At 67.0% G+C, this 16,961-nt stretch carries 16 protein-coding genes and 1 tRNA gene; 10 read left to right on the forward strand and 7 right to left on the reverse strand.

The annotated features are described in order from the left end of the window. Window positions 1-17: 17 nt before the first annotated feature. A complete protein-coding gene (locus tag ON40_RS09255) occupies window positions 18-449 on the reverse strand; it encodes a MarR family winged helix-turn-helix transcriptional regulator (RefSeq protein WP_040820595.1) in 432 nt (143 codons plus the stop codon). Window positions 450-532: 83 nt separating this feature from the next. Here ON40_RS09255 and ON40_RS09260 point away from each other — a divergent pair, with 83 nt between their 5' ends. Together ON40_RS09260 and ON40_RS09265 are read left to right on the forward strand one after the other, a co-directional pair. Next, window positions 533-2,302: an ABC transporter ATP-binding protein gene (locus ON40_RS09260; protein ID WP_040820597.1), complete on the forward strand. Its 1,770-nt coding sequence runs from the start codon at window positions 533-535 to the stop codon at window positions 2,300-2,302. A gap of 87 nt (window positions 2,303-2,389) precedes the next feature. Continuing rightward, window positions 2,390-3,169, forward strand: coding sequence for an enoyl-CoA hydratase-related protein (locus ON40_RS09265; protein WP_040820599.1), 780 nt, complete (start codon window positions 2,390-2,392; stop codon window positions 3,167-3,169). A 22-nt stretch (window positions 3,170-3,191) separates the two neighbouring features. Here ON40_RS09265 and ON40_RS09270 read toward each other — a convergent pair whose 3' ends face one another. Beyond that, window positions 3,192-3,929, reverse strand: a complete 738-nt coding sequence (locus ON40_RS09270; protein WP_040820601.1) for an SDR family oxidoreductase — start codon at window positions 3,927-3,929, stop codon at window positions 3,192-3,194. A gap of 53 nt (window positions 3,930-3,982) precedes the next feature. Here ON40_RS09270 and ON40_RS09275 point away from each other — a divergent pair, with 53 nt between their 5' ends. Further along, the gene (locus tag ON40_RS09275; protein WP_051192882.1) at window positions 3,983-4,333 is read left to right on the forward strand and encodes a winged helix-turn-helix transcriptional regulator; all 351 of its coding nucleotides are present in this window, start codon (window positions 3,983-3,985) and stop codon (window positions 4,331-4,333) included. 167 nt (window positions 4,334-4,500) lie between these two features. Here ON40_RS09275 and ON40_RS09280 read toward each other — a convergent pair whose 3' ends face one another. Continuing rightward, window positions 4,501-5,481, reverse strand: a complete 981-nt coding sequence (locus ON40_RS09280; protein WP_040820606.1) for an FAD-dependent oxidoreductase — start codon at window positions 5,479-5,481, stop codon at window positions 4,501-4,503. 311 nt (window positions 5,482-5,792) lie between these two features. Here ON40_RS09280 and ON40_RS09285 point away from each other — a divergent pair, with 311 nt between their 5' ends. From ON40_RS09285 to ON40_RS09300, 4 genes are all read left to right on the forward strand, one after another. After that, window positions 5,793-6,248: a hypothetical protein gene (locus tag ON40_RS09285; protein WP_157186243.1), complete on the forward strand. Its 456-nt coding sequence runs from the start codon at window positions 5,793-5,795 to the stop codon at window positions 6,246-6,248. A gap of 106 nt (window positions 6,249-6,354) precedes the next feature. Further along, window positions 6,355-7,260 carry a metal-dependent hydrolase gene (locus ON40_RS09290; protein WP_040820608.1) on the forward strand — a complete coding sequence of 302 codons (906 nt, stop codon included), beginning with the start codon at window positions 6,355-6,357 and terminating at the stop codon, window positions 7,258-7,260. Further along, window positions 7,257-8,363, forward strand: coding sequence for a PDR/VanB family oxidoreductase (locus tag ON40_RS09295; RefSeq protein WP_040820611.1), 1,107 nt, complete (start codon window positions 7,257-7,259; stop codon window positions 8,361-8,363). The genes ON40_RS09290 and ON40_RS09295 overlap by 4 nt, the downstream gene beginning before the upstream one ends. Before the next feature lie 49 nt (window positions 8,364-8,412). Continuing rightward, complete coding sequence (locus ON40_RS09300; RefSeq protein ID WP_245567726.1) at window positions 8,413-10,182, forward strand: SDR family oxidoreductase; 1,770 nt, start codon at window positions 8,413-8,415, stop codon at window positions 10,180-10,182. A gap of 364 nt (window positions 10,183-10,546) precedes the next feature. Here the strand turns inward: ON40_RS09300 and ON40_RS09305 are convergent, their stop codons facing one another. Together ON40_RS09305 and ON40_RS09310 are read right to left on the reverse strand one after the other, a co-directional pair. Continuing rightward, window positions 10,547-11,044: a UCP032817 domain-containing protein gene (locus ON40_RS09305; protein WP_040820812.1), complete on the reverse strand. Its 498-nt coding sequence runs from the start codon at window positions 11,042-11,044 to the stop codon at window positions 10,547-10,549. 80 nt (window positions 11,045-11,124) lie between these two features. Continuing rightward, window positions 11,125-12,141 (reverse strand): TerC/Alx family metal homeostasis membrane protein, encoded by a 1,017-nt coding sequence (locus tag ON40_RS09310; RefSeq protein ID WP_040820613.1) that lies wholly within the window; start codon window positions 12,139-12,141, stop codon window positions 11,125-11,127. Window positions 12,142-12,405: 264 nt separating this feature from the next. Here ON40_RS09310 and ON40_RS09315 point away from each other — a divergent pair, with 264 nt between their 5' ends. Continuing rightward, window positions 12,406-13,401, forward strand: a complete 996-nt coding sequence (locus ON40_RS09315) for a zinc-binding dehydrogenase (protein WP_040820614.1) — start codon at window positions 12,406-12,408, stop codon at window positions 13,399-13,401. A gap of 408 nt (window positions 13,402-13,809) precedes the next feature. Here the strand turns inward: ON40_RS09315 and ON40_RS09320 are convergent, their stop codons facing one another. Then, window positions 13,810-14,238, reverse strand: coding sequence for a nitroreductase family deazaflavin-dependent oxidoreductase (locus ON40_RS09320; protein ID WP_174435021.1), 429 nt, complete (start codon window positions 14,236-14,238; stop codon window positions 13,810-13,812). A 142-nt stretch (window positions 14,239-14,380) separates the two neighbouring features. Between ON40_RS09320 and ON40_RS09325 the strand changes: the two genes are divergently transcribed. After that, window positions 14,381-14,454 (forward strand) — tRNA-Ile (locus tag ON40_RS09325). 704 nt (window positions 14,455-15,158) lie between these two features. Here the strand turns inward: ON40_RS09325 and ON40_RS09330 are convergent. Further along, a complete protein-coding gene (locus tag ON40_RS09330) occupies window positions 15,159-16,097 on the reverse strand; it encodes a helix-turn-helix domain-containing protein (RefSeq protein ID WP_169541841.1) in 939 nt (312 codons plus the stop codon). 194 nt (window positions 16,098-16,291) lie between these two features. On the opposite strand from ON40_RS09330, the gene ON40_RS54445 reads away from it, so the two are divergent. Further along, window positions 16,292-16,726 (forward strand): hypothetical protein, encoded by a 435-nt coding sequence (locus ON40_RS54445; RefSeq protein WP_245567727.1) that lies wholly within the window; start codon window positions 16,292-16,294, stop codon window positions 16,724-16,726. Window positions 16,727-16,961 lie beyond the last annotated feature (235 nt).

Below are 16,961 nucleotides of genomic sequence, written 5' to 3' on the forward strand. Positions count from 1 at the left end.
CGACAGTTCCTCCGCGCTCAGCAGCGATCCTGCGCGTCCAACGCCGCCAGCAACGCCCGCAACGTTTCCCGCTGCTCGTCGGACAGCGGTGCGAACGTCTCCGTGGCGGCCTCGCGCCGGGCCTGCGACATGAGCGAGAGCGTGCGACGTCCCGCTTCGGTCGGGACCACCAGGGTGGAACGCCGGTTGGCCGGATCGGGTGCGCGGGTGATCAGTCCCGCCGCGACGAGCGCATCGACCACCGTGGTCGCCGAGCGCGGCACGATGCCGAGATGGTCCGCGAGGGCGGACATCCGCAGCGGTTCCTCGGCCCGGCCGATGATCCGCAACGCTCGGCTCTGGGCGGGCGTCAGGCCCAGGGGAGCCAGGCGTGCCGCCTGATTGCGGCGGATCCGCTTGCTGACCTGCAGGAACAGCTCGGGGAGTTCGGATTCGGTGGCCTCTGCCATAATTCTGAGCTTAGCTCATAGTTCTGTGGAATAATTGTGAGTCAAGCTCAGTTAGGAGTGGTAGTACCTGGAAGGAGGCGCCTATGGCAGCCCAATCCCCACCCCGCATCGGCCGGATTCTCCGGCTGTTCCGGCCCTACCGCGCGCGCCTGGCTCTGGTCGCCGCGCTGGTGGGCCTCTCGTCCGTGGTCTCGCTGGCCTCACCGTTCATGCTGCGTCAGATCCTGGACGACGCTCTGCCGCACGGCCGCACCGGACTGCTCACCGTCCTGGCCGCGGGCATGGTCGCGGTCGTCGTGCTGACCAGCGTGTTCAGCGTGTTGCAGACCTATATCTCCACCGCCGTCGGCCAGCAGGTCATGCACGACCTGCGCGCGGCGGTCTACGCGCGGCTGCAGAGCATGCCGCTGGCATTCTTCACCACCACCCGCACCGGTGAGGTGCAATCACGCATCGCCAACGACATCGGCGGCATGCAGTCCACGGTGACCACGACGGCCACCTCCATCGTCTCCAACTTCACCTCGGTGATCGCGGCGATCATCGCCATGTTCGCCCTGGATTGGCGGCTGGCTGCGGTCTCGCTGCTGATGTTGCCGTTCTTCGTGTGGATCAGCCGACGTGTCGGCGACGAACGTCGGCGGATCACCGCCGCGCGACAGCGCAAACTCGCCGGAATGTCGGCGATCGTGGAGGAATCGCTGTCGGTGAGCGGAATTCTGTTGGGGCGCACCATGGGACGCTCGCCCGCGCTGATCGACAGCTTCACCGGCGAGTCGCGCGAACTGGTCGATCTGGAGATCCGCTCGAGTATGGCCGGACGCTGGCGGCAGGCCACGATCCAGATCGTGATGGCCGCCATGCCCGCGGTGATCTACTGGGTCGCCGGACTCACCTCCGCCGGTGGACATCCGCTGGTATCGATCGGCACCCTGGTCGCCTTCACCACCTTGCAGACGAGTCTGCTGCGTCCGGCAGTACAGTTGCTGTCCACCGGCGTGGATATGCAGAGCTCGATGGCGTTGTTCGGCAGGATCTTCGAATATCTCGACCTGCGCCCCGATATCCAGGAACCGGCGCACCCGGTGTCGATGCCGCGTGCCGAGGTGGCGGGCACGGTGCGGTTCGAGCAGGTGGGTTTCGCCTATGATGCGAAGGATCGGCAGGTCCTCGACGATATCGATCTCACCGTCCCGGCCGGGACGTCACTGGCCATCGTCGGTGAAACCGGTTCGGGCAAAACGACTCTCGGATATCTCGTCGCGCGGCTGTACGACGCGAGCTCGGGCCGCGTCACCATCGATGGCATCGATGTGCGGGATCTGAGTTTCGCGGAACTGTCCGCGAGCGTGGGTGTGGTCTCCCAGGAGACCTATCTGTTCCACGCCTCGGTCGCCGAGAATCTCCGTTTCGCCAAGCCCGATGCCACGGACGAGGAATTGATCGCCGCGGCTCGCGCCGCACAGATCCACGAGCACATCGCGAGCCTGCCCGACGGCTACGACACCCTCGTCGGCGAACGCGGCTACCGCTTCTCCGGCGGCGAGAAACAACGCCTGGCCGTGGCCCGCGCCATCCTGCGCAATCCGCCGATCATGGTGCTCGACGAGGCCACCAGCGCCCTGGACACCCGCACCGAACGCGAGGTCCAAGCCGCCATCGACGCCCTGTCCGCCGGGCGCACCACGATCACCATCGCCCACCGCCTGTCCACCATCCGAGATGCCGATCAGATCGTCGTCCTGGACGCCGGACACGCCGTCGAACGAGGTACGCACCGGGAACTCCTGGAGCGCAACGGTTTCTATGCCGATCTGCTCTCGCGCGACGCAGTGCTGGAGCCCGCCGCCTGATCGCCTCGGTAGCGGGCGTCGCGAGGGAGTTCGGTATGCGCAGCGCATTCCCTCCACGTCCGGTGCCGACGAAACTACCGTGGAGGTATGACCACCGTGGAGTTTCAGCATCTGCTCGTAGACCGGGACGGTGACACCGTCCATATCACGATGAACCGCCCGGAGCGGCGCAATGCGCTCTCGGCCGAACACCTGGCCGAACTGCTGATCGCCTTCCGGACCGCGGGCGCCGGCGATGCGACCGGGATCGTGCTGGGCGCTCGGGGCCCGGTGTTCTCGGCCGGTCACGACTTCGCCGACGTCGCGTCCCGGGATCTGGTCGGTGTGCGCGAGCTGCTGAAGTTGTGCACCGATCTGATGACGGCCATCGAGGCCGCGCCGCAGGTGGTCATCGCACGGGTGCACGGCCTGGCCACCGCGGCCGGATGTCAGCTGGTCGCCTCCTGTGATCTCGCGATCGCCGCCGACTCGGCGGGTTTCGCACTTCCCGGCGGTAAAGGTGGCTGGTTCTGCCACACTCCGGCCGTCCCGGTGGCGCGGGCCGTCGGTCGCAAACGTCTGATGGAACTGGCCCTGACCGGCGATCCGATCGACGCCCGCACCGCCGCGGAATGGGGGCTGATCAACCGCGCGGTTCCCGACGAGGATCTCGACACCGCCGTCGCCGAGTTGCTGTCCCGCGCGACCCGCGGCAGCCGCGCCAGCAAGGCCCTCGGCAAACACACCCTCTACGCACAGCTCGACCGGCCCGAAACCGATGCCTACACTCTCGCCGTCGAGGTCATGGCCGCCGCTTCCCAGCTGCCCGGTGCTCGCGAGGGTATGGCTGCGTTCCTGGAGAAACGTGCGCCGGTCTGGCCGGACTAGATACCGTTGCCGCTGGCCGAAATCAGCTGTGCGCGAGGTAGTCTGTGCCGCCGATGTACACCGTGTGCCCGAGTGGCTGATCCCCGATGGTGGCATCGGCTACGGCCGTGGCGAATTCGTCCACGGTCGGTAGTGTGCCGTGTTCGGTCCGGGCGGCGACCGCATCCGGATCACGGCGTCGCAGCAGGCGCACGATGATGGTGCCGTCGATCATATCGCCCGAGACGACGGTGAAACCTATTCGGCGCGAGTCGAATTCGGGGATCAGATCGCGCAACGCGTCCTCTCCGGCGCGCTTGCTGGCGGCGATCGGTTCGTAGTCGGCGGGCACGGGTTTGCGGCCGTGGAAGTGTGCTTGGTGGCTGGTGACGAAGACGATGCGCGCGCCCGCGGGCATATGCGGCAGTAGTAGCCGGACCAGTCGCAACTGCGCATCGCGGTTGATGGACATCGCGTAATCCGGCGCCGCGCCGCGCTCGAGTCCGCCGGATGCGTTGAGTACCAGCACATCCAGGCGTCCGAACCGGTCGAGGATCTCCCGGGTGAGCGCCTGCGCGGCGGCCTCGTCGGACAGGTCCGCCCCGGCGATCGAGGCGCTGCCGCCTGCCGCGGCGATCTCGTCGGCGAGATCCTGTGCGCGCTTGCGCTTCTCGCGATAGTTGACGATCACGTGATCGCCGCGAGCGGCCAGAATCCGGGCCGTGGCCGCTCCGATGCCGCGCGACGCCCCGGTCACCAGCGCGATTCTGCTCGAATTCACTCGGCCTCCTTACTCGACTGCTTCTATTTCAGAAGCAACTATGGTAGTTCTGAATGAGAAGCGCAAGAGATCCGGAAACACCGCGGCGGGATCCGGCCGCAGCGCCCACGCAGGCGATGGAGCTGCTGGGCCAGCGCTGGATGCTGCGCGTGATCTGGGAGCTGGAACCGGGTCCGCTGGGCTTTCTGGAGTTGCGCCGCCGCATGGACAACTGCTCGTCGAGCATGCTGTCGGTGCGTCTGCAGACGTTGCAGACCGCCGGAATCATCGTCAAACGCCCCGACAAGTCCTATGAGCTGACCTACCCGGGCGTCGAGCTGGGCCGGGCGCTCGAGCGGCTGTGGGTATGGGCGGATCGCTGGCACGACACGATCGCCGGTACGGGCGCCGAGGGCTCGGCCTGAAACATTCCGCGGCGAGGCCATGCGCTTCTGCCCGATGATCTACGACCTGGCCCCTCTCTCGGCCGAGAGGATCTGGCACGGCACCCGGGTGAGCTTCCGTCATACGTACTCCGACGCCTGCCGGGCGACCGCAGCAGCCACGTCGTCGCGTTCTGAGGCGTTGCGGCTCAACCGAGTTGGGCGAGCACCTCCGCACGCCGACGGGCCATGGTGTCGGCGGGATCGTCTCCGTCGAGCAGGGCGTGGCACAGCGCCGCGGCATCGTCGATGGCATTGCGCGCACCGACGCCGGAGGATGGGCTGAGCGCGTGATCGGCGTCGCCGCAGAGGATTACGGGCAGGCGCGGCGGCAGAGCCTTGGTCAGCGGCACACAGCGCGCATTGGAGACGTGCACCATCGCGGTGTGGTCGAGCAGGGTGTCCAACAGGTACGGAATCTCCGGCAGGGCGGTGCGGATCGGCTCGATCCATCGGGCGAGCGGCTGAAATCCGGTGTAGCCCACAGCGATCGGCGCGCGGGTCAGTCGCGCGAACCACACCGTGACGCCGTCGTTCCAGAAGTGTCCGAAGGTGGCCGGAGTGTCCTGTCCGTGCCGGTGGAAATGCAGGAGCGACGGGGTGGTGTTGGGTCGGGTGCCGGGCGCGGCGGTCGCGTAGAGCACCACCTGACCGGCATATTCGGCGACGCGCTCGGGTTCGAGCCGGGTGCGGGCGATCGAGTCGACACCGTCGGCGGCGATGAGCAGTTCGGCCGCGGTCCCGCCGGGATACAACACGCCGGTGTCCGGGTCCAGATCGCTGATCGCCGTCCCGTAGCGGATGTCCGCGCCTGCGGCCCGAGCGAATTCGGTCAGCACCCGCATCAGATCGGTGCGGTGATACAGCCGATGCCCGGCCGAGGGCGCCTCGGGCGCGTCCGCGGCCGGGGAGCCGACCCGGAATCCGTCGACGGGATAGGACGCACTGTCGAGCTGATCGGCGGGAACGCCCAGATCGGCCAACGTGCGGTGCACGTGGGCATCCAGGAACAGGAATGCGCCCCCGCGCACGTTGGGTCGGCGTTCGTAGACGACGGCATGATGGCCTGCTCGCGCCAGTCCGCCCGCCAGCACGGTACCCGCGATGCCGCCTCCGAGGATCGTCACCATATGTGATTCCTAGGCCGCCGGCGCCCGGTACAGCCTGATCAATTTTTCTCCTAGCGTGGCCATGTCGTCGGCCCTCGCGCGCGCTCGCGGAACGGCGTCCGGTCCGAATCGATGTTCTCCAATTACTAGCATTGTCAACAATTCTGCGCCACCGTGAGAGTCTCGTCCCGACATCGATCACACCATGTTCCGGGCCGTCCACGGCGGGTGTGTCGCGGCGTGTCATCGGTGTGCGCTAGCCTGCCGGAACCTGCGGCGGTGCTGCGGGCGGCCGCCCGGCGGTGATCGGTGACGGACTTGGGAGTGCGAACATGGTGGATACGAGAACGAATCGCAGGCGTGTGCGCATCGGATGCTGTGCGGCGATAGCGGTGATCGCCGCGGTTGCCGGGTGCAGTTCGCCGAGTTCCCCGTCGCCGGGCACCGGTGTCCGGTCCGCGGGGCAGTCCAACGCTCTGCCGGACGTCCAGGACTGTTCGTTCGACAAACCGACCGTTCGCCCGCCGAGCCTGATCCTCGCCTGCGCCGACCTGGGGGTGCAGGTGGAGAAGATCACCTGGAAATCCTGGGCCGCGGACAAGGCCGAGGGCGACGGCACCGAACACGACAACACCTGCACGCCCAACTGCGCCGCCGGAAACTATGTCGACAAGCCGGTGCATGTCGTCCTGTCCGATCCGGCCCAGCCCGCGAACCTCTACACCAAGGCCACCACCATCGACTCGACCGGCAAGGCCGCGCAGTTTCCCCTGGTCGAGAAGCGATGACAGCCTCGAATCTGTAGATGTAACTCCCGGTCGCATATACACCCGAAATTTTGCTACGCTCGGGTATCGGCGGCGGTGACGCCGCACGACGAGACCAGGAGTACCGATGAAGCTACTTCCCCTGTGGACGCCTCGTGACGGGACCGATCCGGGCGAGGTAGCCCTGCACGCACGCAATGTGCAGTTCGACTGGCGCGACACTCCGCTGCACTGGATGCCGGACGAGCCGATCGCCTCACACGTGATCAACGCGCTGAATCTGCTGCTCCCCGAGGGGGAGCGGATGTTCGTGCTCGCGTTCTCCGAGGCGCTGGCGCTGGTGCAGGACGAGAAACTGCGTGAGCAGATGCTCGGCTTCATCGGTCAGGAGTCGATGCACGCCGAAACCCACAACGTGGTGCTGCACGAGGTGCTCACTGCGCACGGCATCGCCGTGGACGCCTATGTGCGTCAGATGGAGTTCCTGTTCCGCAAAACCCTCGGCCCCCGGCCCGGCCAAGGGGCCGCCGCGCAATTCCAGACCCTGGTCGAACGCATCGGCTTCATCGCCACCCTCGAACATTTCTTCGCCTACCTCGGCGACTGGGTGCTCAATGCCGACCTCGAACGATTCGGCGCGGACCCGCGCGTGCTGGATCTGTTCCGCTGGCACGGTGCGGAGGAGGTCGAACACCGGCACGTCGCGCACGATGTGGCGCAGTACTTCGAGGTCGGCTATCTGCGCCGGTCCGCGCTGATGCTGATCGTCTTCCCGATCTTCCTGACCCTGCTGCTGCGCGGCACCAAATACCTTGTGCACGAAGATCCTTCGCTGCCGAATATGCGGTATCCGCGTCTGGTGCTGCGGGTGTTCGGCGCGATGTGGCGCGGTGCGCTGCCCGGGGTGCCCTCGCTGCTGTGGAGCGCGGCCACGGTGCTGCGGCCCGGTTACGATCCCGGCACGGTCGGCTCCACCGCGCAGGCGATCGCATATCTGGCCAAATCGCCTGCCGCACAGGCAATGGCGTCGTGAACGACCGGCGGGTTCCGCTGCTGCCGCCCTCCGATCTGTACGGCAGGCGTCGCAGCGACCGGGCGATTCGCGTCATCGATGCGGTCGCCGAGACCCGGATGCGCTGGACGGCGCTGATCAACCGCCGCACCGCCGCCGGGGCGGTGGACGATCGCCGGATCGCGCTCACGGTCGCACAGCGGCGGGTGGAGGCGCACGACACCGACGTGGTCAGCCTGCTGCTCACCGCACCCGACGGTCGCGCGCTGCCGCCGTGGCGGCCCGGTGCGCACCTGGATCTGGAACTGCCCTCGGGCCGGTTGCGGCAGTACTCGCTGTGCGGCGACCCGGCCGAGCGGCATGCGTATCGCATTGCCGTGCGGCGCATTCCGGACGGCGAGGGCGGTTCGCGCGAGGTGCACGAGTCGTTGACGGTCGGCAGCTCGGTCACCGTGCGCGGTCCGCGCAACGCCTTCCCGTTCGTCCTGCCAGGACACGGATCCGATACCGCCCGTGTGCATTTCGTGGCCGGGGGCATCGGGATCACGCCGATTCTGCCGATGGTGCGGATGGCGCATCGGCTCGGCGTCGACTGGTCGATGGTCTACACCGGACGCAGCCGGGATTCGATGGCGTTTCTCGACGAGCTGGAACTCCTGGGTGCACGGGTGCGTATTCGCACCGACGAGGAGTCCGGGTTGCCCGACGCCGGGGATCTGCTCCCCGGAGTGGACGCCGATACCGCGGTCTACTGCTGCGGTCCGGTTCCGATGACCACGCTGATCGCCGACCGCGTGCGCGAGATGTCCAGTGTGGAGCTGCATTCCGAGCGATTCTCGCCGCTGCCGGTCCGGAACGGCACCGCGTTCGAGGTCGAATTGGCCCGCACCGGCGAGGTGATCGCGGTGCCCGCCGACCGAACCGTGCTGCAGGAAGTGCTGAAAGTGCGCCCGGACAGCCCGTATTCGTGCCGTCAGGGTTTCTGCCGCACCTGCCGGGTGAACGCGTTGTCCGGACCGGTCGACCATCGCGATACCGTACTGACCGATGCCGAGCGAGCCGCCGGCGACATGCTCATCTGCGTATCCCGGTGTGCCGGTGAGCGTCTGGTGCTGGACCTGTGAGGTTCCGCGCCCGCCCGCACCGCGTCCACCGGCCCCGAAGGGAGATATCGTGACCGATCAGACCCCCGTTCCCGATGCCGAGCGGATCGTCCGCAACGGCGAATTCGACCTGGCCGTCTACGAATACGGCGACCCCGCCGCCGAAACGATCGTGCTGGTACACGGCTGGCCCGACGATCATCACCTGTGGGATCGGGTGATTCCGTTGCTGGCCGGGCGATTCCACGTCGTTGCCTACGACACCCGCGGCCACGGCCGCTCCACCCGCACCAACCGAACCAGCGACTACCGGCTCGACGCCTTCGCCGGGGACTTCTTCGCCGTGGCCGATGCGGTCGGCCCGGATCGGCCCGTCCACGTGCTCGCGCACGACTGGGGTTCGGTGCAGATGTGGGAGGCGGTGTGCGAGCCGCGGGCCGCCGCCCGGATCGCCTCGTTCACCTCGGTCTCGGGTCCGAATCTGGATCACATGGGAAAGTGGATGCGCGCCGAGCTTTCCCGCGGCGCGGCGTGGGGACCGTTCACGCAACTGCTGTCCTCGGCGTACACGTTCCTGTTCATGACCCCGGGCGTGCCGCGCGTGCTGTTGCGGCCGCTGTCGGCGGCCACGATCTGGCAGCGTTTCGTCGGACTCATGAACGAGACCGCACCCGCCAACGTGCGTCTGGGCCCGAGGTTCCAGGAGGATTTCTTCGACGGGATGCGCATCTACCGCGCGAATATCCTGCCCCGCCTGGTCAATGCCCGCGAGCGGTACACCGAGGTGCCGGTACAGCTGGTGATCGCTCGTCGCGACGTGGCGGTGCGACCCGCGGGATACGCGGACGAGCCGCAGTGGACCTCGCGACTGTGGCGTCGTGAGGTCGCGGCCGGACATTGGCTGCCGTTCTCGCATCCGGAGCTTTTGGCCACGGCCACAACCGAACTCGTCGATTCGCTCACCGAGGGCGCGACCTCGCGCGGGCTGCGGCGTGCGGAGGTGGTGCGCGGTCGGGAACGTGGTGAGTTCTCCGATCAGCTCGTCGTGATCACCGGCGGCGGCAGCGGCATCGGCCGTGAGACGGCGCTGTCGTTCGCTCGCCGCGGCGCGGAGATCGTGGTCTCGGACCTGAATCTGGATGCGGCCGAACAGACCGTCGCGTTGGTGCAGGCCGAAGGCGGTGTGGCCCATGCCTATTCGGTCGACGTCTCGGACGAGCGTGCCGTCGCCGAGCATGCTGCCGCGGTCATCGCCGAGCATGCGGTGCCCGACATCCTGATCAACAACGCCGGAATCGGCCAGGCGGGGGACTTCTTCGAGACGTCGGCGGAGGACTTCGATCGCGTGCTGCGAGTGAACCTGGGCGGGGTGGTCAACGGCTGCCGCACCTTCGGGGCGGCGATGGCCGGGCGTGGGCTCGGCGGGCACATCGTGAACCTGTCGAGTATGGCCGCCTATATGCCGCAGCGCGGGTTCAGCGCCTATTCGACCAGTAAGTCGGCGGTATTCATGTTCTCGGACTGCCTGCGCGCCGAACTCGCCGGCAAGGGCATCGAGGTGCACACCATCTGTCCCGGCATCGTGCACACCAATATCGTTGCCACGACCCGATTCTCGGGTCTGTCCGCCTCCGACGAGTCGGCCGAGCAGGCCAAATACGATGAGCTGTACCGCAAGCGGCACTACGGCCCGGAGAAGGTGGCCGAGCAGATCGTGCGAGCGGTCCAGGACGGCCGCGACGTCGTCCCGGTGACTCCGGAAGCCCATCTGCAGTACCACTTCCAGCGGTTCGCCCCGGCGGTCGCCCGGTTCGTCGCCGCGCGAGTCAAGCTCACCTGAGTTTCGCCGAGTGCCAAGCGAATCGTTGGCCGCTCTTCAGTCAACGGTTCTACCGTGCGGTGCATGGGGATAGTCCTGGTAATCGTCGGCATCGTGATGCTCTACGTCGTCCTGATCGCCGCTGCACTGAAACAGACCGGCACATCGGCATCGCGGCGGCGGCGCAGCAGTAGTTGGGACTACGGCAGCACCGGCTCGACATGGAGCAGTTCGGACAGCGGAAGTAGCTGCAGCACAGGAAGTTGCAGTTCCGGGAGCTGCTCGGCCGGTGGGTGCGGTGGCGGCAGCTCGTGTGGTGGTGGAAGTTCGTGCGGCGGCGGCAGTTCCTGCGGCGGAGGCGGTAGTGACTGAGCAGTTGGATCGCTCAGGGGGAATTGCCTTCCCGCAGGGCCGATTCGATTGCCGACACCCGGTCCAGCGGTACGCCCCACGGGTGTTCGACGCCGACCTTCGAGTCCAGATCCCACAGCACGCACTCCTCGCCCGGCCGGGCCACCATGGACCACGCCACGACGGTGCGCCCGAGTTGGGTGGCCATGGAATCGCCGGTGCCACCGCCGGATCCGTCGCCCTCCGGGAAATGATGCAGGAACGTCCCGTACGCGGCCGCGCAGAATCGGGAATAGCGCCGAGTGCACAGGATCAGCCCGTGCCACGCCTCGTCGACCGCGTGTGAGGGCATCCCGATCACCTGACCGTCACGTACCGCTGCCCCACAGCACAGCAACCATTGGCGCAGACCGGTTTCGACCAGTTCGCGGGGCTGCCACGGGCAGGTCTTGAACACCGCCTCGGACAACTCCAACTGCTCGACGGCCTGTCGGGTGCGGGCCGGATCGGGGCGGCGAAAACGTGACAACAACACAGTTCACCCTAGGTTGCGGCGAACCAGCCGATCAACCGATTACGCAACGGTGAACCGTCGTGCTTCCGGGTCTTTCGCTACTGTGCGGAAGTCTTCGGGGTGGAATCGCTTTCGTTCTCTCCCCGGGTGACCCACAGACTCGTCACGGTGACCGCCGCCAGCACCACGACGATCACCAGGAGCGAGGCCGCCGTCGGAATCTGCGGCACGGACGCCCAGATCTCGTGTGCCCAGTGCAGCACCAGTTTGACGCCGATGAAGGCCAGGATCACCGCGAGTCCGTAGGCCAGGTGCACCAGTCGGTTCAGCGCCGCGTGCAGGACGAAATACAGTGCACGCAGGCCCAGCAGCGCGAAGGCATTGGTGGCGAACACCAGGTAGGGATCGCCGGTGACGCCGTAGACCGCGGGCACCGAATCGACCGCGAACACCACATCGGTGGTCATCACCGCGGTGACCACCAGTGCCAACGGGGTCAGTGCCCGTCGTCCTGCCTCCCGCACGCTCAGCCGGGTATCGCGATAGCCGTCGGTCACCGGCATCACCCGGCGTAGCAGCCGTACCGAACGCAGCGAGGAGACCTCGACCTCGGTCTCCTGTCCGGTGATCGCATCCTTGAGCAACTTCGCGGCGGTGATCAGCAGGATCGCGCCGAACAACAGGAATGCCCAATCCAGTGAGGCGAGGGCGGCGGCGCCGAGTGCGATGAAGATGCCACGCAGCACCAGCGCGCCCGCGATCCCGAAGAGCAGTACCCGCTGGGCCAGCCGCGCCGGTACCGCGAATGCCGCCAGGAGCAGCATGAAGACGAACAGATTGTCCACCGACAGCGACTTCTCCAGCAGATAGCCGGTGAAGAATTCCGTGCCCGGCCGCGATCCGTACGTCGCCCAGATCACCGCGCCGAAGATGACCGGCAGCGCCAGATAGAACGACGTCCACCGCAGGGCCTCCCGCATCGATACCTCGTGCGGGCGACGGGTGACGGCGAAATCCAGCACCAGAAGCAGCAACACACCGGCGATGGTCGCCGCCCACAGCCAGGGCGAGCCGATGGTGTGCAGCTGGGATGATGCCAGAACGGTCGAACTCATGAGACTCCTCGGGTATGACAAACCACCCGAGGTCTCCTTCGCCCGTGGAACGGGCGGCCACCCGGGGATCTCAACGGTGAAATCCGTACTGACCGGTATAGCGCTTGGGAAGTACTCCCCTCGGCGCTGATTCTAGTCGGATCCGACGGTGACCGGCAAATCCTTCGCGACATGTTCTCGCTCTCGGCGAACAGGGGTTGACCTCAACATAGCTCGAGGTATCAGGCTGGTCGCATCGTTCGAGACGAGAGGATGTGACCGAACATGTATGTGGTGGAAGCGAAGTCGTTCGGGGGACCGGAAGTGCTGGTCGCGACCGAAGTACCCGATCCGGTCGCCGGACCGGGGCAGGTGGTCGTGGATGTCGCGGCGGCCGATGTGATGTTCCTGGACGTGCGGCTGCGCGGCGGGTGGGGCCGGGACTTCTTCCCGGTCGAGCCGCCGTACGTGCCCGGCGGCGCGGTCGCCGGTGTGGTCTCGGCCGTCGGCGAGGACGTGGATCCCGGCTGGATCGGCAAACGAGTGGCCACGGCCACCGCGGCCAGCGGCATCGGCGGCGGACTGCCCATCGGCGGTTATGCGACCAAGGCGCTGGCGAAGGCGCAGACGCTGGTCGAGATCCCCGACGGCCTGGACGACGTCCGGGCCGCCGCCCTGGTGCACGACGGACGAACCTCGCTGATGCTCGCCGAGCAGGCTCGGATCCGCCCGGGGGAGTGGGTGCTGATCACTGCCGCGGGCGGCGGATTGGGCACGCTGCTCACGCAATGGGCGACGGCGGCCGGCGCCTCGGTCATCGCGGCGGCGCACGGCGAGATGAAACTCGCACTGGCGCAACGTCTCGGCGCGAAGGTGGCACTCGACTACGAGGATCCCGGCTGGGTGGATCGAGTCCGCGAGACGACCGATGGCGCGGGTGTGAGCGTGGTGCTCGACGGCACGGGCGGACCGATCGGTACCGCTGCGCTGAGTGTCGTCGCGCCCGGTGGCCGCTTCCTCGGATACGGCAACGCCGCAGGCGGATTCCTGGAGAACCCGGCCGAATATGCGGCCGCACATGGCATTACGGTGCGAACGCTGTTGGAGATGACCAAGGACGATCTGGACTGGCAGGCCCTCGGTCGCCGCGCACTCACCGAGGCGGGCGCGGGAAATCTGGAAGTCGTTGTAGGGCAGAGCTTCCCGCTCGCAGAGGCGGCTGCGGCCCATACGGCCATCGAGTCACGTACCGCGGTCGGACGCACGATCCTGACGGTCTGAACACCCTCGCTCGGGATCGTCTCCCGGGACGGAACCGGGCCGTCGCAGTCGGCAGCGGTGGGGCGGCTTCGAAACGGCGATCCAGTCACATGCGGCGGTCGGACGCACCATTCTGACGGTCTGAACGCCCTCGCTCGGGATCGTCCGACCTGGAAGGGGCCGAGCCTCCGCTGCGGCCGAATGACCGCTGCGCGCGAGATTCGCACGGCAGGAGCGTCTTCCGCGCCGCCGCGCAGATCGCGGAGACGGTTCGAGCGAATCATCCTCGACCGCTGGATGATTCGCGACCCGGACAGCTGAGCCGGAATCCGCACGCCCGGATTCGGCGCGGTCTCGCGACCTGGCTCGAATGTCGCGACGAGATGTGAAGCGCGGCAGGACGTGAAGTGTGACAGGACGTGAAGTCTGTCAGCGCGGACTGAGTACGACGACCGCGATCGGCCGCTCGGTCTGCTTCTGGTACTGCGTGTATCGCCCCTTATTCACCTTGTCGACCAGTCCCCAGCGTCGCGCGTAGTTCGCGTCGTCGGGGTAGGTCGCCTGTGCGTGCACCGCGATCTTTCGGCGGCCGACCTGAATCTCGCAGTCCGGCGCGGCTTTCAGATTCGCCAGCCATCCCGGCGGCCGCGGTGATCCGCCGTTCGACGCGGTCACCAGATAGTCCTGCCCGTCGCGCGCGTAGGTCAGCGCATTCGTCCGGGCCTGCCCCGACTTCCGCCCGACCGTCCGCAACAGCAACGTCGGATTACCCGCCAGCAGCCGATGCCCCACCAGCCCGCCACTGTGCTCGTACACCCACTGATGCGCCCGCAACACCTTCACGAACAGATCCGCCACGCCGATCCTCCCGTCCGTCCCCTTCACCGGCCACACTATCCGCTACACCGCGTCCCGCACATCACCGAGCCCCCACCGGTCCGAATAGGCGAACAGACTCCCGATTCGGTACCATCGCCCTGCCCGCAGTTATACGCGGTCGGGGGCGGTAGCTCAGTCGGTTAGAGCCGCGGACTCATAATCCGCTGGTCGTGGGTTCGAGCCCCACCCGCCCCACAAATCCCCTTCTACCAGCGAAAATGCTGATTCGGTTAGCCGGGTTGATGCGGCACAACGCTCGTCGAGCCGTAGATTTTGCCGGTACAGATTGGTGCGTACGTGGCGGTGACGTCTGGAGCGCTGCGCGGTAGTCACGTCCAGAGCAGATGTTGCGCGTGAGTAGCTGAGTTGGGCGCGAACCCGTCCGGGTTCCTGGTCCGGTGCTGGGCCGGTTCGATTAGGTGGGTCCGGTTCGGATTCCCTGCACGCCGCCGCATTGCGCGGCCCGCTCCTCCAGATTCCAGGGTCCGCGCCCGGCACGGCTGAATTTCGCACCGGCGCGGTGCTGACGTTTCGGTGGTCGAGGAAATTTGGTCGCGCACGCGCTCCGGCGCGTTCCCTGGATTCCGGAGACCTCTGCGGCCCTGGGCAGGCGGTGAGGGCAGGCCGCGGGCCTGCCCTGGGACGGCGCGGCGCGCGCTCCGGGCGCTGGCGTGGGTTTGAACCTTATCCGCCCTACACAGTTCGGCCAGATGAGAGGCACTGTCGCCACGGTTGAGGAATAGCAGAGCCATGTAGGCATCGCAGTAGGCGAACTACTCTCCTGGCCGTTGTTTCTCAGCCCTGGTTGTCTACGCGGTGACGGCGCCGACTCGGTGCGTGAGCTTGCGAAGGTCGCTGGTGGCGAGGTCCCACCGGTCCGCACGAACTGGGCCACTGTTCTACCCGCTGACCGGGTTCATGTCCGGGTCGACGCGGCGCAGTGCCGATGCGAGCCATTCGGTCCGGCGGTGCTCGACAGGCATTTCGGCCAGGCCGTCCGTGGCTTCCTCGATCGCGTGGGTCGTATCCCCCAGCAAGGACAGGACGCCGCCGCGCTGCACTCCGCCGAATCCTGGTGTCCACCAGTACATTGCCTCCGGTGGTTCGACGCCGTGTGCGGCCTCGGTCGCGGCGTCGGCGGCGGCCAGCGCACTGCGGGCTTCCCGCGTCTCGCCGCGGGCGGCCAATAGCTCGGCCCGGCGCATCCGGGCGTAGGCGGCAAGGACTGGATGCGCGCCACGGACGGCCAGCGCCGCGTCCGAAAAGGCGATCACTTCGCCATAATCCCCTGTCGCGCTCCACGCGACATATCCGGCGAAACCGAGACTGTGAACAAGTCGGTCCGGGTCGCCGGATTCCGCCGCCAGTTCCACCGCTGTAGTCAGGCTGCGCTGGGCGGCGGTGTCCGCGCCTACCGCATGCTCGAGCCAGCCCCGATACTGCGTCATCTCGGAAGCGAGTACCACCGCGTCGGGTCGCGCCGTCTGAGCCTCACGCGCGAATTGCTCGGTCATGGCGGACATTCCGCGCACCGCTGGGAGGACCGCGAGAGCACCGGCCGCATCCTCGATACGCCGAGTAGCGGCCAGCATCGCGCTCACTTCGGACAGGGCGCCGGCATCCACGCTCGAGGCCGATCTCGCCGCGACGGTCAGACGGCCGAGGTCTGTAGTCCCCAGTACCCGCTCGTAAGCAGCGGACACCCCAGCAGGCACCGGCCGTTGTCCCGTCTCGATCGCTGAGAGATACGACCGGCTGTAGAAAGTCCGTTCCGCCATCGCGCGCACAGAGATACCGGCTGCTTCACGAGCGGCCCGCATGATCGCCCCTGTTTCCACCACTCCAGCCTAACGGGGCTGCGGACACCTGTGGACGCCGAAACCGTAGGTGCGCCAACGTTGCCCGCATAGCGTCGAATTCGGCCCTGCCGCCGGGCCGAACTCGATTCTCCGGCGGTGGGTACGAACCACTACGGCAGCAGGGGGACCGGATGCGTACACGACCGACTGCGTTCGGTTGGATCAATCTCGAGGTGAGCGTCGCGCCGCACTGGGACCGCGCCCAGGTTCAACGTCTCGCACGGCATCTCGGCTACCTCATCGTCTGGGCACCCGAAGACTCGGTGATCCCGTTGGTCGACCAAGTGCGCGCGGCAGACGTTGACGCGGTCATCATTCCCGGCCCGGACCATCTCGACGTACTGGAACTGAACGGCATCATGTCCATCGCCTGCGTGGAATCCGTCCGCCCCCGGCTGAGTTTCGCGCGCTGGCTCAAACGTCGATGCCGGGTTGATCGAGTGATCGTGCTCGGGTACGCCGTGGCGGTGGGCCTGCCGGTGATGGTGATCGTCTGGTCGCTCTGGCCCGAACGCGTCCCGCGTGAACGATCCTGCGAAGATTACGAGTTTCAAGACACGCGCGGCAGCAACGATTTTCGTGACCAATGGCGGATACCCCTACGTTGAGGTGGTTACGTGTCGGCACTGGCGCATTCGGCGACTCACGACGGTTGTCGAGTGCGTTGCCACTCCGATGTCACCCCGCCGTGTGATCGTGCGCTGGTGGATCGTTCACCGACCTTCGTCACATATCCTCGTCGGCGCAGACGTAACAGCATCGGACCGACGTTCCGGCGTTCGCGGAGCTCGGGCCACCCGTTGGCGCGCATCATGTTCAGGATGTCCGCGCTGATGAACAACT

The sequence above is a fragment of the Nocardia jiangxiensis NBRC 101359 genome, from assembly GCF_000308615.1.
Lineage (GTDB): Bacteria > Actinomycetota > Actinomycetes > Mycobacteriales > Mycobacteriaceae > Nocardia > Nocardia jiangxiensis.

What these genes read in the sequence shown, in the direction of transcription:
- ON40_RS09260 (WP_040820597.1), top strand. Translation starts at nt 533, where the DNA reads ATGGCAGCCCAATCCCCACCCCGCATCGGCCGGATTCTCCGGCTGTTC.
- ON40_RS09315 (WP_040820614.1), top strand. Translation starts at nt 12,406, where the DNA reads ATGTATGTGGTGGAAGCGAAGTCGTTCGGGGGACCGGAAGTGCTGGTC.
- ON40_RS09290 (WP_040820608.1), top strand. Translation starts at nt 6,355, where the DNA reads ATGAAGCTACTTCCCCTGTGGACGCCTCGTGACGGGACCGATCCGGGC.
- ON40_RS09310 (WP_040820613.1), bottom strand. Translation starts at nt 12,141, where the DNA reads ATGAGTTCGACCGTTCTGGCATCATCCCAGCTGCACACCATCGGCTCG.
- ON40_RS09285 (WP_157186243.1), top strand. Translation starts at nt 5,793, where the DNA reads ATGGTGGATACGAGAACGAATCGCAGGCGTGTGCGCATCGGATGCTGT.
- ON40_RS09255 (WP_040820595.1), bottom strand. Translation starts at nt 449, where the DNA reads ATGGCAGAGGCCACCGAATCCGAACTCCCCGAGCTGTTCCTGCAGGTC.
- ON40_RS09265 (WP_040820599.1), top strand. Translation starts at nt 2,390, where the DNA reads ATGACCACCGTGGAGTTTCAGCATCTGCTCGTAGACCGGGACGGTGAC.
- ON40_RS09275 (WP_051192882.1), top strand. Translation starts at nt 3,983, where the DNA reads ATGAGAAGCGCAAGAGATCCGGAAACACCGCGGCGGGATCCGGCCGCA.
- ON40_RS09280 (WP_040820606.1), bottom strand. Translation starts at nt 5,481, where the DNA reads ATGGTGACGATCCTCGGAGGCGGCATCGCGGGTACCGTGCTGGCGGGC.